The sequence below is a fragment of the Bacteroides sp. 214 genome, from assembly GCF_010501015.1.
Classification (GTDB): Bacteria; Bacteroidota; Bacteroidia; order Bacteroidales; family Bacteroidaceae; genus Bacteroides.
Window position 1 is genome coordinate 1 of sequence record NZ_QVML01000015.1, and the last position, 13,888, is coordinate 13,888.

The window sequence follows — 13,888 nt, forward strand, 5'->3', positions numbered from 1 at the left end:
GTTCAGAGGAGTAAGGGAAAGGGAATTCTTTATATACAGGCTGACAAATATTTATGCATAAAAATAAAATCCCTCAGGTTTTTACGTTGATCCATTTTTTAGGCAAAGATAAAAACATAAAGTGACTCCTCAACTTTTTACGTTGACCCATTAGGAGCAGAAAAAAGGTTTCGTCTGGATACAAAAAAAAACACCTACATTTCTGTAAGTGTCTCTTTTGTGTCGGGGTACCAGGATTCGAACCTGGGACCCCCTGCTCCCAAAGCAGGTGCGCTAACCGGACTGCGCTACACCCCGTTTTTTATAGCTTTATCTCTCAAAAGCGGTGCAAAGATATAGAGTATTTTTGAAAAAACAAGCGTTTTGAAAAAAATATCGAAAAAAAATGTTTTTGGAGTTCCATTTAGAACTGTTACCTTTGTAGGAGATAAGAAGCTGTTTTGACCATGAATAAAAAGAATATATTCCTCACTATGATGCTTGCCGCATTTATCGGGGCACTCCCCTTGATGATAAATAGCACGCACACCGGCGAATTTGAGTCGCCTAAATCTCAAATTTCGTATGTAGTAGCCCCGCCATCTGTTCCTGCCGAAGCTACATTTGCCGACGATGTAATAAACCTGAGCCGCTACGACCTGCGCGAACGTATGGATCGTGAGTTGATGTCTTTCACCTATATGCACTCCACCACCATGCTGATGATAAAACGTGCTAATCGTTACTTCCCGATGGTGGAGCCTATCTTGAAAGAAAACGGCATTCCCGATGATTTCAAATACCTGATGGTGATAGAAAGCAACCTGAATATCCTGGCACGTTCGCCGGCAGGCGCCGCGGGCTTGTGGCAGTTTATGCAAAGTACCGCACGGGAACATGGGTTGGAGGTAAACAAGAATATCGACGAGCGATACAACATCACCAAAGCAACCCAAGCCGCCTGCAAATATCTAAAAGAAAGCTATGCACTCTATGGCGATTGGCTCACGGTGGCAGCCGCCTACAATGCCGGTAAAGGCAGAATAAGCGGGCAGCTAAAACAGCAAATGGTAGAGAAGGCTACCGACCTGTGGCTGGTGGAAGAGACTTCGCGCTACATGTTCCGGCTGATGGCTGCCAAGATGATATTTCACGACCCTGAGCGTTTTGGCTTCATGCTGAAGAGAGAACAACTTTACCCACCCATCCCGTACGAAAAGGTAACGGTAAAGAAGCAAATAGACAACTTGGCTACCTACGCCCAGCAACATGGCATTACTTATGCACAGCTTAAAGATGCCAATCCGTGGTTGCGAGATACGTTTCTGGAAAACAGAACAGGGAGAACCTATGTATTGCACATTCCTAAGAAAGAAGGGTTGAGCTATAACCCCCAAAAGATTGTGCCGCATAACAGTCGTTGGGTGATTGACTGATGCTACCGTTGTTTTTCGGTGAGGTATTTCCAGTACCGAACGGGCATGTTGTGCTTGTGTAGCCGCGGGTTTGTGCGCTCCTTGATGGCAATACTCTTGAAGTATTGTTTCCACAACTCTTGAAAGAGTTTTTCGTCCTCGTCCATCAGGCTTTCGTGTAGCTTGCCTGTAAGAAGGTGCATCTCCTTGGAATCAAAGGTAACTTCCTCTACCGTGTACAGGTTGTAGTAATAACCATATTGCCGTTTGATATCGTAAATCAGCCATTTTTGATCTGAGAAGCGGTCGCGAAAGTGGTTTATGGTTAGCGAGAGCACATTATAATCGGGTTCGAAAGGGGCAAAGTAAGTACCATCCACCGCCTTCTGGAAGCGGGCAAACTGCAATACACGCTGACGTTCGTAGACCACACGCCGCCATATCTTGGAGAGTTCGAGCACATCGGGGTCGCCAAAATTGAGTTCGATAGAGGTTGGCGCATCAATATTCTTACGAAGATACTGAAAGAGAAGTATGTCTACCCCCGCTACTTCGGAAAGCCAGGTGATGGATACGAAGTTGAGCGCGGTGGGCGTTAGTTTCTTCTCGAGCGCTGCCCACACACGCCCGGCTTTCTCTTCATCGGTGGTAACCTCCACCATTTCGTCGTAAAACAACGGGAGGGGCTCTCCTATTGCCAGTAATGCATCGGGAAAGGTTTTCCGGAAGTATGCGTCGAACACCACGGTGAGCAACCCTTCGAAAGTTTTATCGTACACAAAGACAATCATTCGTCAGGGAAATTTAATTGATACTGACGCTCGTCCGTCCCACCCTTTCGTTTTTTCTGTGGCACGAGCAAGGCACGCACCCCCTGTGGAGAGAGCTCGTTGACAGTTTTTGTAGGCAACTCATGGCAGGTTATGAAGTACTGCGCCTTTTTCATTACAATACCAATCTTCTTGAGTTGATAGAACCCCAGTTTAGAGAACCGGCGTGAAACCACAATCTGCTGTGCCGAGCGCACACCTATTCCCGGCACACGCAACAACATTTCATACTCCGCCTTGTTTACATCCACAGGAAAGGATTCGGGGTGTCGTAGCGCCCACGATAGTTTCGGGTCTATCTCCAAATCCAAATCGGGATAAGCATCATCTACAATCTCGTTCACCTTAAATTGATAGAAGCGCAATAGCCAATCTGCCTGATAGAGTCGGTTCTCGCGCACCAAAGGCGGCTGTTTCAAAGCAGGCAGGCGCTTGTCGTAGGTATTAACCGACACATAGCCGGAGTAATAAACCCGCCGCATGGTGGGTTGGTCGTAAAGCAGGGAAGAGAGGCGAAGGATGTCTTTATCGGTTTCGGGAGTGGCACCCACAATCATCTGTGTGCTTTGTCCGCCCGGCACAAAACGCGGAGCGTGACGAAACTTCTTTCTGTCCTCCTTATTCTCCAGCACCCCTTGCCGTATGTAACTCATAGGAGCGAATACACTTTGATGGTCTTTCTCGGGGGCAAGCCGTTTGAGACTCTCCTCGTTGGGAATCTCTACGTTCACACTCATACGGTCGGCGTAGAGTCCGGCTTCGTTTACCAGTTCCCTACTGGCTCCGGGGATGCTCTTGAGATGAATATAGCCGTTGAAACGATGTACCTGCCGCAAATCTTTTACCACACGCACAAGGCGCTCCATGGTATAGTCGGGGTTGCGCACTACACCCGAACTCAGGAACAGCCCTTCGATATAGTTGCGGCGATAAAACTCGATGGTGAGGTTTACCAGCTCGGACACCGCGAAGGTAGCGCGTGGTACATCATTGCTCAGCCGGTTGACACAGTAAGCGCAGTCGTAAATACAATGATTGGTGAGCATAATCTTCAGCAACGAAATGCAACGTCCGTCTTCGGCAAAGCTATGGCAAATACCTATTCCGCCCACGGTATTGCCGAGTTCTCCCTGCCTGCCTTTGCGTACGGTGCCGCTAGATGAGCAGGAGACATCATATTTAGCTGATTCGGCCAGGATTTTTAGCTTTCCAAAAACGCTCTCATTCATAGCGCCAAAACTAACGATTATACAGAGAAAGACAAAAAGATAAAGAAGAGAGTTTTCAACAGAATTGCTACCTTTACACCTTTTTATTATATATAGCACTCAAGACCCATGAACCTATCCACCCTACGTGAACGCGCGCAGAAAGTAGAGAAAGAGACAAAGAGCTTCTTCAAGTCTATTAAGAAGAGCAGACACCGTGAACTGGACGATGTTATCCACGCCCTACACGAAGAAGAATTCGACAACATAGATTGCCTGGAGTGTGGCAATTGCTGCCGTTCGCTAGGCCCACGCATTACCGACAATGATATTGCCCGTATAGCACGTAGCCTGCGTATGCGTCCTGCCGAAGTTGTTAATACCTATCTACGCATTGACGAAGACCATGATTATGTGTTCAAAAGCATGCCATGCCCCTACATTGCCGAGGACAATTATTGCTTCATTTACGACGATCGCCCCAAGGCTTGCCGTGAATATCCACACACGGACAGGAAAAAGTTTTACCAAATACATGCTCTAACTACCAAAAACGCCGAGACTTGCCCGGCGGTATTTAATATATTAGAACGGTTAAAGAAAGAGTTTTAATACGCTGTAGTTAAAAAGGATTATGCGCATTTTGCATGTTATACCTAAAAAAAGAGGGTGTATCAATAGATAATATTGACACATCCTCCTTTTGTACCTTTAGGTAAAAGCTTACTTTTTGCTAGCTTCCAAAGATGCTTTTCTGAATTCTTTCATTAACTTTTCAATTTCCAACGATGCTTTACGAGCGCGTGTTCCAGCTGCTTTGTTACCGTTTTCGATTTGTGCATTAGCATCTTTGCTAAATAACGTCATTAGGTCAGCTACCTTTACTACTAATTCTTTCATGATAATTTATAATTACTACGTTAATAATTCTTGAGCAAAAATACATTCTTTATTGAAATAACAACTATTTTTCCCGTGTTTTTTTTTACATTTCTGCATTTTGGCTGAAAATAACAAGTTTTTGAGCATTTATTTCTAATTTAACGAACTAAAAGCGGTGATATTGATTTGATTAGGCATCAGATGGATAAGCATATTTTTGAAATATCTATTGAAAAAAATACGTTTTAGTTGCGACAAAAGCTATTAATTAAAATTATTCCTTATCTTTACGCCCTTGAACAATCAAGTTTATATTGATATCATTCTTAGCCATGTTTTTGTTCTGCTCTTCCCGACAGATATACTCATCGTAAAAAATCGACCTCAAAATCAACTTCTTGTTTTACAAGCAATCATTTTAAATATTAAATAATGGCAATATCACCAAGCAAAAGAGAGTTAGAAAAGAAAAAACAAAGTAAAAAACAAGAAAAGCTAAAGCGCAAAGAAGAGCGTAAAGCCAATGGTAGCGGGTCATTTGAGGATATGATTGCATATGTTGATGAAAACGGAAACATAACAGATACCCCCCCCGATTTGAACAAAAAGGAGAAAATAGACGTTGAAAGTATTGCAGTCTCTACACCCAAAAAAGAAGAAGTAGAGGAAGTACCTTTGCAAGGACGTGTAGAATTCTTCAATGAAAACAAAGGTTTTGGTTTTATTAAAGATTTAAACAGCGCGGAAAAATATTTTTTCCACATTAGTAGCGCTCCGGATAACATAGAAGAAGGAAACAAGGTTATATTTGAATTGGAACGTGGTCAAAAAGGCATGAATGCTGTGAGAATCACCTTACAACCTAAAGCATAACCCTTTATCAATAATTAATTATTTAACAAATGATGAACATTTATGTCTCACATCTAAACTTTAGCACAACAAGCGAAAGTTTACAGGATTTATTCTCACAGTACGGCGAAGTTACTTCGGCTAGAATTATTACCGACCGCGAAACTGGAAGATCTCGCGGTTTTGGATTCGTAGAAATGACCGACGATGAAGCAGGTCAAAACGCTATCAACGAATTGAACGAAACAGATTTCGAAGGAAAGACTATCAGCGTAACAGTTGCTCGTCCTAAAACAGAAAGACCAGCCGGTGGCGGTGGTTACAATCGTGGCGGTGGCTATAACCGTGGCGGTGGTGGTGGCTACGGTCGTGGTGGTAACGGCGGTGGCTACGGAAGAGATCGTTATTAATACGAAGATATCCAGCAAGAGACGGGAGGGCAGCAATGCTTTCCCGTTTTTTTTGAATCGTCAACTACTTGATAGTTCTCAATTATTTTGTACTTTTGCGTCCGAACCATTAAATAGGGAATTTCATCATGGGTATATTTTCAAAATTATTCGGTAAAAAAGAAGCAACTGTGGGCAATGTAGAAGACTTCGCACTGCTCACTCGTGTATATTTCCAATCCGTTATAGCGGTAAATCTGGGCGTTACAAACATCAATTTCGTTCCTGACGTGGCACAGTTCAAAAGATTATTCAAAATACCAACCCAAGGTGGTAAATTGGGATTGGCCGAGAAATCGCGTTCGCGCAAGATGTTAATGGCAGACTACGGACTGGACGAAACGTTCTTCAAAGAGATAGATAGCTCGGTAAAGAAAAACTGCCGCACACAAAACGATGTACAATCTTACCTCTTCCTCTACCAAGGGTTCTCCAATGACCTGATGATGCTTATGGGCAACCTCATGCAATGGAAACTACGACTGCCGGGCAAGAAGCTGCTTTACGCCATGACCGAAAAACAGGTAAACGAAGTATTGACCAAGCAAGCATTCAAGAAAGACGACGTACACAAAACCGCCATGAATGTGCGCAAATACAAAGAACGTCTGGGATTTTCGGAAAAGTGGATGACCGACTATGTGTATCACATCGTGCGCTTGGCAAAGAAAGAGCCTAAGAAGAAAAACAAAGAAGACTAAGAAACTGTTACGGAAAAACAAAATACTATAAAGAAATTCATCATAAAGGGGCGGAAAGAACATTTTTCCGCCTTTTTTATTAACTTTATAGAATCAAACCACTCAACAAACCCTGCAATGTATAAGCTTATGAGAGAAAGAAAACTACTTTCGCTCGCGCTTACCCAAGTCAAAAAGTTATATCAATATCATCACCCCGAACTCGTTTCGTTGGCTTTAGAAAGCGCGGGTACAGACATCTTTAAAGAACAGTTAAGAAATTATCTGGATTCTTTTCCGGAGAGTGAATCGCGTAAATCTATCCAACTACTCATTGAGTATGATGGCAGGAAAATTCACGAGCTTTCTACCGAGACCAACATTTCTATAAACACCCTGCAATTGCTATGGCAATTCCTCAGGGAGAAACTACCCGAAGAGGTAAAAGGAACTGATCTTTTTCTAGATCTCTTTCATCAATTCAGTTTATTGAAGAACCCCGACATATTCCGGACACCATCCGTTATTAAGCTCAAGGCACGCTCGGAACGTTGGGAAACAGGGCTTGACGAGGATGTGATACAGATTCGCCAAGCCAATAAAAGCCGAATGATGCCGCTACTCGTCACTAAAGTAGAAAACCGCAAAGGAGTACATACACGCTTTGTATTCTACGAAGGAATGACGTACGAAGAAAAATACAATCAAGTTTTGGAATGGTGGGGCGACTTCCGCTTTCATTTGGGCATGGCAATAAAAGGACCAAAAGAGTTAAACCGTTTTCTCGACAATTCGCTTTCGGAAGAAACCATGAAAGTACTGACCACCGCCAAGAAAAAAGGAATACCGTTCTTTATAACACCCTATTATTTATCATTACTCAACACTTCTTCTACTGGCTATAACGATGAAGCCATACGCAGTTATGTCCTTTACTCGCCCGAACTGGTAGAAACCTACGGCAACATCAGCGCTTGGGAAAAAGAAGATACGGTAGAAGCCGAGAAACCCAACGCAGCAGGTTGGCTGTTGCCCAATTCGCACAATATACACCGCCGCTATCCCGAAGTATCCATACTTATTCCCGACACGATGGGACGAGCTTGTGGTGGTCTTTGCACCTCTTGCCAGCGTATGTACGATTTTCAGAGCGAACGTCTGAATTTTGAGCTGGAAACACTTAAGCCCAAAGAGAGTTGGGATAAGAAGTTGCGCCGTCTTATGAATTATTTTGAAGAAGACACACAACTGCGTGACATTCTTATAACAGGTGGAGATGCACTGATGAGCCAAAATAAAACCCTACGAAATATACTCGAAGCCGTGTATAAAATGGCAGTACGCAAGCAACGTGCTAACCTGGAACGCCCCGAAGGGGAGAAATACGCCGAATTACAACGAGTTCGCCTTGGCACCCGGTTACCCGTTTATTTACCCATGCGCATAAACGATGAATTAATTGGAATCTTGCGCGAGTTTAAAGAAAAGGCGTCGAAGATTGGAGTTAAACAATTCTATATCCAAACACATTTCCAGTCACCTCTCGAAGTAACTCCCGAAGCACAAGAAGCTATTCGCAAGATACTTTCGGCAGGATGGCTGATAACAAACCAGTTGGTCTACACGGTAGCAGCTTCGCGTAGAGGACACACTGTGCGACTACGGCAGCTTCTTAACAGCCTGGGTGTAGTTTGTTACTATACCTTCTCGGTAAAAGGTTTCAGGGAAAATTATGCGATGTTCACACCCAACAGCCGTTCGCTGCAAGAACAGCAAGAGGAAAAGATACATGGTCATCTAAGTTTTGCACTACAAGAGGAACTAACCACACTGTTGCAACCTCAAGAAGAGGTTTCCAAGCGCATTAACAAATTCATGAAGAAGCATCATCTACCCTTTCTCGCCACAGACAGAAACGTTTTGAATCTTCCGGGAATCGGGAAAAGTATGACTTTTACTACCGTTGGAATTACTGCTGAAGGAAAACGTATCCTCAGGTTTGAACACGATAAGACCCGTGAGCATAGCCCCATTATCAATAATATGGGAAGCATCTACATCGTAGAGAACAAGTCTATCGCCTCCTACCTGCGCCAACTCGACAATATGGGTGAAGATAGTGACGAGTATGCCACCATTTGGAAATACACTAAAGGAGAAACAGAACCATACCTTGGCATTTATGAGTATCCGGCATTCAATTTCAGTACAACAGAACGGTATAGCAACTTATATATCCCGGAGAGTTAGTACTCAGAGCGTCCATTTCACAGCAAGGGTAGGTATTACATACCAGCCCTTGTTTACAAAATTGTTGGTCACTTCTACTTCGGTTCCTATACTAAGGTTAAAATCGTCGGGAATGGAATTTAGCTTATTTAAGTTTAGCCAAAACTGTGGTTCGGTCATAAAAATAAGCTTACCATATGGAGTTACTTCGCGCCACCAGTCGGCAAAGCCCGAAAAAGTATATAACCCATCGGCAAGATGTTTGTACCACGTTGCCGTGAACTGGAAGTTGTGTTTTGAATGATGCTTTTGTATGTGTTTATACATCGCGCTAAAGGTAAATCCGGCACTATAGGTGCTATTATTAAACGTATATGTAGGGCCAACCAACCATGCGTTATTGAACGAGAAACCTTTAGCTAAGCCACCATTATACTCTATATGTGCAGAGAGAGGACCTTTCCAGAAAGTTAGTTCGCGCGCTATTTCCCAGTAAGCCGAAGTAATACCACCGTCGGCATAATCCATATCGACAAAGAAGAAAGTACTTCCCCATCTATCTGGCTTAAAATGTTCGACCGTGGTGGTAAAACGAGGACGTTCGGAGAGGTCTTTATCGTAGATAGAACGTCCGAAATCGTAATGTAGCTGAATGTTTTGTGTCGCTGCAGGAGTTAGAAGCAGTGATATAGCAAGAGTTAATAAAATTTTTCTCATTGTAATTAATGTAATTGGGGGTGCAAAAATACGTAATACATTCTAATAACTCGACACAATGAGTTACATTTGCTTGATAAACAAATTGTCAACATCATGCCCGAAATAGAAATTCACCCCCTTGAGCCTTTTCTGCCTGTAAATGCGAAAATATTGATGCTGGGTAGTTTCCCACCACAAAAGAAGCGTTGGTCGATGGAGTTTTACTACCCCAACCTCAATAATGACATGTGGCGCATTATGGGAATTATCTTTTTTGGAGAGAAGGATTATTTTCTCTCCGAAACAAAAAAAGCGTTTTGCAAAGAACGAATCATAGAATTTGCTTCAACAAAAGGTATTGCTATGTATGATACTGCCTATGCGGTACGCCGTCTACAAGACAATGCATCGGACAAATTTCTGGAAATTGTGCAGCCAACAAACGTTGAGGCGCTACTACAAAAGTTACCCGAAGTTAAAGCGGTGGTTACAACAGGGCAGAAAGCAACCGACATAGCCCACTCACAATTGGAAGGAAAAGAAATAAAGTTATATAGAATGCCATCCAGTTCTCGTGCCTACCCACTTGCTTTAGAAAAGAAAGCAGAGGCATACCGGAGTATGTTTTCTGAGTTATTTATGTTGTAGGCGCTTTGTTTTATAAAATAAAAGTTTACCTTTGCAACCGCAAATACGGGAGTAGCTCAGTTGGTAGAGCACTGGTCTCCAAAACCAGGTGTCGGGAGTTCGAGCCTCTCCTCCCGTGCAGGAAGCATCACTACTTCCTGTACACGCAAACAGAATTTGCTACTTTCCGCTCTCCTTTATTATCGTACGTTTTATTATCGGATAACTTATTGAGCACACCACCATCAGGCGCATCGGCTGCCCAAAGCGTGGTAGATCCGCCACCGTCTAAGTTAATAGCGTCATCACCACCCAATACACGTGCAAAGTGTGCTAATTCAATAATGGAAACACCTTCGGCTTTGCCGGGAAAACGCCCATCTACAGCTATCAGAAGAATTTTGCCTTTCTTAGTTGCAACCATAGCCGAGCGTGGATGTTTGTTCTTGATGAAGTTCTCGCTACAACCCGAGAAATCACACGTCTTACCATCTTTCAGCATCAAAGGTCCTGTAGCAAGCACAGTACCCTTTTTCTTGTTATAAGCTTTTTCTATCTCTTTACCCCAAGGTATGAGAGTGATTTTTCCTTTTTTAAACCGCATCGCACCCGTAACACGTAGATTCATTTCGCGCGTAGTGGTAGTATCTATCGTATTTTTATCTATGCGGTAGTAACAAACGGAAGCACCGGTGGGTACATCAAAATAGGATCCATTGATGGCGGCAATGGCATTAGTAGATTTTCCTGCTTCACTGGTTTTGGCTTTCGGAGAGTTAACTACCACATTAAACGCATACCTTTTAGGGTCTATCTCTATGATAGAGATGTTTTGCGGCACTTGATACAACACTGGGATTTCGGCTTGCCTGACAACAAGCCCTCTATCCAGTTCGGTTACTTTCCACTGTGTGCCTACAATGATTAAAGAATCTTCGGCGGTTTGTGCGAAAATGCCGGGGGATAACAGCAGCAATACAAGAGTAAGCAAGCAGTTGACATGTTTCATACGTACTATAATTATTAAGGTTTCTAACACAAACATAATTGTTTTTTTCTTATTTTTGCGCCATGAAGACACTTTATGTTGTTTTGGGCAGTATTTCACTCTTTTTGGGCATTCTCGGCATCTTTCTTCCGCTGCTCCCTACCACTCCTTTTTTACTGCTTACAGCTGCTCTTTATTGCAAAGGTTCACCACGTTTGTATAATTGGCTAATTGCGCATAAGCGATTTGGTCCTTATATCCTTAATTTTCGTGAGCATAAAACAATCCCGTTGCGCGCCAAGATAGTTTCCGTTTCCTTGTTGTGGATAACAATACTGTATTGTATTTTTTTCGTTATAGACAACCTGTGGATACGCATCCTCTTGCTCTGTATCGCAACGGGAGTTACTATTCACATCTTATCCTTCAAGACGCAAAAGTAGTTTTCTTTTCGCATTAGCTTTTGGGTAGAATATAACTTTTCAGTGCCTCTACATATTCTTCGAAGGCTTCTACCCCATTGGGGGTTATCCGGCACGTAGTACAGGGCATTTTACCTTTGAAGGCTTTAACAACCTCTACATAACCTGCCTCGCTCAACTTGTTTATCTGTACACTCAGGTTACCGGCAGTTGCCCCGGTCTGTTCCTTAATGTAGACAAAATCCGCCTCTTCTACCGAAATCAGTAGCGACATCACAGCCAAGCGCAGTTCAGAGTGAAGTAATGGGTTTAGTTCCTTAAACATACAGTTTCCTCCTCCTCTTTTTTAGACATTTCTTTTGCGGGAAGCAGCATTCATTATATGACCGGGAATAACCATCATCAACAAGAAATCGACAGCAAAAATCAACATGTGCAAGTCATACGTTCGCACAAAAAGTAAGGAGAATGAAATAGCTATACCCAAGCCTCCCAAGAGTACTAATGGTCTATATTTCGTCACCGCACCGGTAAGCGTAGCCCCTATACCCATAAGAAGTGCGACAACAAACAAAATAGGGAATCTTACCAAGAAGGCCATAACAGAAGTAATGAGCCCGGCAAAGCCCAGTACCAGCCAGATGTTGGATATCACACTGGTTATATACGTTTTTGCAGATGGCTTCTTTGCCTCCCTTTTTGCAAGAAGCAGAGAGAAAACACCACCAAGAAGTGGGAGGATAAACCAAAGGAAGTTCCATAGGTGGTTTCCGGTTTGTTTCACCATTAGCCATACCACGATAGTGGTGAAAATTGTTACATATCCCCAGATAACGAGAGGCATACCACTTTTTTCTTCCATTTTCATACGCGTGTTTTGAATCATTTGTGAAATGAGTTCCAAACTTTCTTTTTCGTTCAATTTTCTATCTTCCATCTTTTTATTTGTTTTTAATTCTTTTCTACTAATAATCATTACTCAATACCCAAAAACCCAGTAAATAGGAGCCTACCAATGAGCAAATTACTATCTCTATCATTCTTCAGACTCTAACTTATAGTTATAATACTGAGAAATAAGATTCAGGGAAAGCCCAATACCCCATCCGCCAATTACCCATAACACCCACCAGTAGTAGGGAGTAGTAAGCCAGTTTACAAAAGCGAGAAACGCAACGGTTAGTAGATATTTAAATACAGACATCTTTGCGTTCAATAGAAATTTGCGGTACTCTTTGTTATTTTCCATTTTTCAATTTGTTTTAATCATAAACTCTTAAACAAAAAAACTTCTCTCAATGAATCGATTCTTTTGCAAAGATATTTAGTTTATTTTATAAACCAAATTATTTCATAAATTATTTCACAACAAGTGTCGACTAAAGCCTATATGTACAATAACTTAAAAAAACAGAACCCGTTGGCGGAATTAATTAATGCATATTTTACCAAACCAACAGCTCAATATACATTCCAAATGCAGTTTTAGCAAATTGGCCTTCACATTCACATATCGCCGTAAGCGATTGATAGTAAGCAGGTTGCGCGTGAAAGCTCCCTCTTTTATCCTTCACAGGGTCTTCACACCTAATTTTCTGACTGTTTTTGTGGTAAAAACACAGTCAAAAGTGAAGCATAACACAGTCAGAAATGAGATGAAAATCAGTCAAAAGTGAAGTGAAAATCAGTCAGAAAAAGAGATGGCTTAAAGCTCTTAGTTAAATGCACCTGTCAGCCATAGTCTCATGCTCTGTCAGCCTATGGCTCGTGCATCGTCAGCCATAGTCTCATGCCCCGTGTGCCTATGGCTGACGGGTCGTGAGGTTATGGCTCGTGATTGGTCATCCTATAGAGGAATTAATTCCGTCAACGGGTAAAACAAAGTTCATTTTCATCTTCAAGAAAGTTAAGCTTTTAGGCTCACCTATAACAAATTTGCATCATTCAGATGATTTTCTTTGCAAAAGTTTTTGTAATCTTCACATTAATCGTATTTTTGTGTAGAATTTTGGTATAGTATGACAGAAGAAGAAAAAATACGATTAAGTACTTTTGAAGCCAGACTAAGACATTTGATTTATTTACAAGATGAATTAAAGCGTGAAAATATAGCGCTGAAACAAGCTCTCGAAGCCAAACAGACAGAGTTTGAGCAAGCACTTGAAGATAACAAAAAGTTGGCGGCAGACTATTCCAATCTTAAAACAGCAAGGACAATCAACCTAACCGGTAGCGACGTAAAAGAGACCAAGCTGCGAGTGTCCAAATTAGTGCGTGAAGTCGATAAATGCATCGCCCTATTAAATGAATAAAACAAAAAATAAGGAACGTGCATGAGCGATAAAATAAAAATAAACCTGCTGATAGCAGATACTACCTACCCTCTAACCATTGAAAAACAAGAGGAAGAACAGGTACGAAATGCAGCAAAACAGGTAAATATCAGGTTAAACACATACCGGACTCATTACCCTACGCTAAGTCCCGAGAAAATCTTAGGCATGGTAGCTTACGATTTTTCCTTGGAAAACTTAAAACTAAAGGGAAAGAATGATACGGAGCCGTACACTGATAAAATAGATGAACTGACAGAACTACTTGAAGATTACTTCAGACAAAAGTAGCAGC

Annotated in this window: 18 protein-coding genes and 2 tRNA genes; 11 read left to right on the forward strand and 9 right to left on the reverse strand. The window is 42.2% G+C overall.

What is annotated here, in order from left to right:
- Nucleotides 1-222: 222 nt before the first annotated feature.
- Nucleotides 223-297 (reverse strand) — tRNA-Pro (locus tag D0T50_RS10450).
- A 149-nt stretch (nt 298-446) separates the two neighbouring features.
- Here D0T50_RS10450 and D0T50_RS10455 point away from each other — a divergent pair.
- Nucleotides 447-1,415 (forward strand): lytic transglycosylase domain-containing protein, encoded by a 969-nt coding sequence (locus tag D0T50_RS10455; protein WP_163223477.1) that lies wholly within the window; start codon nt 447-449, stop codon nt 1,413-1,415.
- A 2-nt stretch (nt 1,416-1,417) separates the two neighbouring features.
- On the opposite strand, the gene D0T50_RS10460 is transcribed toward D0T50_RS10455, so the two are convergent.
- Together D0T50_RS10460 and D0T50_RS10465 are read right to left on the reverse strand one after the other, a co-directional pair.
- Nucleotides 1,418-2,185, reverse strand: a complete 768-nt coding sequence (locus tag D0T50_RS10460; RefSeq protein ID WP_163223478.1) for a TIGR03915 family putative DNA repair protein — start codon at nt 2,183-2,185, stop codon at nt 1,418-1,420.
- Nucleotides 2,182-3,453, reverse strand: coding sequence for a putative DNA modification/repair radical SAM protein (locus tag D0T50_RS10465; RefSeq protein ID WP_163223479.1), 1,272 nt, complete (start codon nt 3,451-3,453; stop codon nt 2,182-2,184). Before D0T50_RS10465 ends, D0T50_RS10460 begins: the two co-directional genes overlap by 4 nt.
- A gap of 108 nt (nt 3,454-3,561) precedes the next feature.
- Here D0T50_RS10465 and D0T50_RS10470 point away from each other — a divergent pair, with 108 nt between their 5' ends.
- Entirely contained in the window at nt 3,562-4,044 is a 483-nt protein-coding gene (locus D0T50_RS10470) for a YkgJ family cysteine cluster protein (protein ID WP_163223480.1), read from the forward strand.
- 111 nt (nt 4,045-4,155) lie between these two features.
- Here the strand turns inward: D0T50_RS10470 and D0T50_RS10475 are convergent, their stop codons facing one another.
- Nucleotides 4,156-4,332, reverse strand: a complete 177-nt coding sequence (locus tag D0T50_RS10475; RefSeq protein WP_163223481.1) for a histone H1 — start codon at nt 4,330-4,332, stop codon at nt 4,156-4,158.
- A gap of 414 nt (nt 4,333-4,746) precedes the next feature.
- Between D0T50_RS10475 and D0T50_RS10480 the strand changes: the two genes are divergently transcribed.
- From D0T50_RS10480 to D0T50_RS10495, 4 genes are all read left to right on the forward strand, one after another.
- Nucleotides 4,747-5,187 (forward strand): cold-shock protein, encoded by a 441-nt coding sequence (locus D0T50_RS10480; RefSeq protein ID WP_163223482.1) that lies wholly within the window; start codon nt 4,747-4,749, stop codon nt 5,185-5,187.
- Nucleotides 5,188-5,219: 32 nt separating this feature from the next.
- Nucleotides 5,220-5,576: an RNA-binding protein gene (locus D0T50_RS10485; RefSeq protein ID WP_163223576.1), complete on the forward strand. Its 357-nt coding sequence runs from the start codon at nt 5,220-5,222 to the stop codon at nt 5,574-5,576.
- 128 nt (nt 5,577-5,704) lie between these two features.
- The gene (locus tag D0T50_RS10490) at nt 5,705-6,316 is read left to right on the forward strand and encodes a hypothetical protein (RefSeq protein ID WP_163223483.1); all 612 of its coding nucleotides are present in this window, start codon (nt 5,705-5,707) and stop codon (nt 6,314-6,316) included.
- Nucleotides 6,317-6,445: 129 nt separating this feature from the next.
- The gene (locus tag D0T50_RS10495; RefSeq protein ID WP_163223484.1) at nt 6,446-8,545 is read left to right on the forward strand and encodes a KamA family radical SAM protein; all 2,100 of its coding nucleotides are present in this window, start codon (nt 6,446-6,448) and stop codon (nt 8,543-8,545) included.
- A gap of 3 nt (nt 8,546-8,548) precedes the next feature.
- Here D0T50_RS10495 and D0T50_RS10500 read toward each other — a convergent pair whose 3' ends face one another.
- Entirely contained in the window at nt 8,549-9,241 is a 693-nt protein-coding gene (locus tag D0T50_RS10500; RefSeq protein WP_163223485.1) for a DUF5020 family protein, read from the reverse strand.
- A gap of 96 nt (nt 9,242-9,337) precedes the next feature.
- Between D0T50_RS10500 and D0T50_RS10505 the strand changes: the two genes are divergently transcribed.
- The gene (locus D0T50_RS10505) at nt 9,338-9,871 is read left to right on the forward strand and encodes a uracil-DNA glycosylase family protein (protein WP_203558224.1); all 534 of its coding nucleotides are present in this window, start codon (nt 9,338-9,340) and stop codon (nt 9,869-9,871) included.
- Between the two features lie 45 nt (nt 9,872-9,916).
- Nucleotides 9,917-9,989 (forward strand) — tRNA-Trp (locus D0T50_RS10510).
- A gap of 12 nt (nt 9,990-10,001) precedes the next feature.
- On the opposite strand, the gene D0T50_RS10515 is transcribed toward D0T50_RS10510, so the two are convergent.
- The gene (locus D0T50_RS10515; RefSeq protein WP_163223486.1) at nt 10,002-10,859 is read right to left on the reverse strand and encodes a phosphodiester glycosidase family protein; all 858 of its coding nucleotides are present in this window, start codon (nt 10,857-10,859) and stop codon (nt 10,002-10,004) included.
- A 62-nt stretch (nt 10,860-10,921) separates the two neighbouring features.
- On the opposite strand from D0T50_RS10515, the gene D0T50_RS10520 reads away from it, so the two are divergent.
- Nucleotides 10,922-11,281 carry a YbaN family protein gene (locus D0T50_RS10520; protein WP_163223487.1) on the forward strand — a complete coding sequence of 120 codons (360 nt, stop codon included), beginning with the start codon at nt 10,922-10,924 and terminating at the stop codon, nt 11,279-11,281.
- A gap of 13 nt (nt 11,282-11,294) precedes the next feature.
- On the opposite strand, the gene D0T50_RS10525 is transcribed toward D0T50_RS10520, so the two are convergent.
- From D0T50_RS10525 to D0T50_RS10535, 3 genes are all read right to left on the reverse strand, one after another.
- Nucleotides 11,295-11,585 carry a transcriptional regulator gene (locus tag D0T50_RS10525; protein ID WP_163223488.1) on the reverse strand — a complete coding sequence of 97 codons (291 nt, stop codon included), beginning with the start codon at nt 11,583-11,585 and terminating at the stop codon, nt 11,295-11,297.
- Between the two features lie 21 nt (nt 11,586-11,606).
- Complete coding sequence (locus tag D0T50_RS10530; protein ID WP_163223489.1) at nt 11,607-12,197, reverse strand: hypothetical protein; 591 nt, start codon at nt 12,195-12,197, stop codon at nt 11,607-11,609.
- Nucleotides 12,198-12,296: 99 nt separating this feature from the next.
- Complete coding sequence (locus D0T50_RS10535; RefSeq protein ID WP_163223490.1) at nt 12,297-12,509, reverse strand: 2TM domain-containing protein; 213 nt, start codon at nt 12,507-12,509, stop codon at nt 12,297-12,299.
- A 769-nt stretch (nt 12,510-13,278) separates the two neighbouring features.
- On the opposite strand from D0T50_RS10535, the gene D0T50_RS10540 reads away from it, so the two are divergent.
- Together D0T50_RS10540 and D0T50_RS10545 are read left to right on the forward strand one after the other, a co-directional pair.
- Entirely contained in the window at nt 13,279-13,572 is a 294-nt protein-coding gene (locus D0T50_RS10540) for a hypothetical protein (RefSeq protein ID WP_163223491.1), read from the forward strand.
- A 21-nt stretch (nt 13,573-13,593) separates the two neighbouring features.
- Nucleotides 13,594-13,884, forward strand: coding sequence for a cell division protein ZapA (locus tag D0T50_RS10545; protein ID WP_163223492.1), 291 nt, complete (start codon nt 13,594-13,596; stop codon nt 13,882-13,884).
- Nucleotides 13,885-13,888 lie beyond the last annotated feature (4 nt).

Bases quoted from the DNA above. Each gene is read 5' to 3' on its own strand.
- D0T50_RS10455 (WP_163223477.1), top strand. From the start codon at position 447: ATGAATAAAAAGAATATATTCCTCACTATGATGCTTGCCGCATTTATC.
- D0T50_RS10460 (WP_163223478.1), bottom strand. From the start codon at position 2,185: ATGATTGTCTTTGTGTACGATAAAACTTTCGAAGGGTTGCTCACCGTG.
- D0T50_RS10465 (WP_163223479.1), bottom strand. From the start codon at position 3,453: ATGAATGAGAGCGTTTTTGGAAAGCTAAAAATCCTGGCCGAATCAGCT.
- D0T50_RS10470 (WP_163223480.1), top strand. From the start codon at position 3,562: ATGAACCTATCCACCCTACGTGAACGCGCGCAGAAAGTAGAGAAAGAG.
- D0T50_RS10475 (WP_163223481.1), bottom strand. From the start codon at position 4,332: ATGAAAGAATTAGTAGTAAAGGTAGCTGACCTAATGACGTTATTTAGC.
- D0T50_RS10480 (WP_163223482.1), top strand. From the start codon at position 4,747: ATGGCAATATCACCAAGCAAAAGAGAGTTAGAAAAGAAAAAACAAAGT.
- D0T50_RS10485 (WP_163223576.1), top strand. From the start codon at position 5,220: ATGAACATTTATGTCTCACATCTAAACTTTAGCACAACAAGCGAAAGT.
- D0T50_RS10490 (WP_163223483.1), top strand. From the start codon at position 5,705: ATGGGTATATTTTCAAAATTATTCGGTAAAAAAGAAGCAACTGTGGGC.
- D0T50_RS10495 (WP_163223484.1), top strand. From the start codon at position 6,446: ATGAGAGAAAGAAAACTACTTTCGCTCGCGCTTACCCAAGTCAAAAAG.
- D0T50_RS10500 (WP_163223485.1), bottom strand. From the start codon at position 9,241: ATGAGAAAAATTTTATTAACTCTTGCTATATCACTGCTTCTAACTCCT.
- D0T50_RS10505 (WP_203558224.1), top strand. From the start codon at position 9,338: ATGCCCGAAATAGAAATTCACCCCCTTGAGCCTTTTCTGCCTGTAAAT.
- D0T50_RS10515 (WP_163223486.1), bottom strand. From the start codon at position 10,859: ATGAAACATGTCAACTGCTTGCTTACTCTTGTATTGCTGCTGTTATCC.
- D0T50_RS10520 (WP_163223487.1), top strand. From the start codon at position 10,922: ATGAAGACACTTTATGTTGTTTTGGGCAGTATTTCACTCTTTTTGGGC.
- D0T50_RS10525 (WP_163223488.1), bottom strand. From the start codon at position 11,585: ATGTTTAAGGAACTAAACCCATTACTTCACTCTGAACTGCGCTTGGCT.
- D0T50_RS10530 (WP_163223489.1), bottom strand. From the start codon at position 12,197: ATGGAAGATAGAAAATTGAACGAAAAAGAAAGTTTGGAACTCATTTCA.
- D0T50_RS10535 (WP_163223490.1), bottom strand. From the start codon at position 12,509: ATGGAAAATAACAAAGAGTACCGCAAATTTCTATTGAACGCAAAGATG.
- D0T50_RS10540 (WP_163223491.1), top strand. From the start codon at position 13,279: ATGACAGAAGAAGAAAAAATACGATTAAGTACTTTTGAAGCCAGACTA.
- D0T50_RS10545 (WP_163223492.1), top strand. From the start codon at position 13,594: ATGAGCGATAAAATAAAAATAAACCTGCTGATAGCAGATACTACCTAC.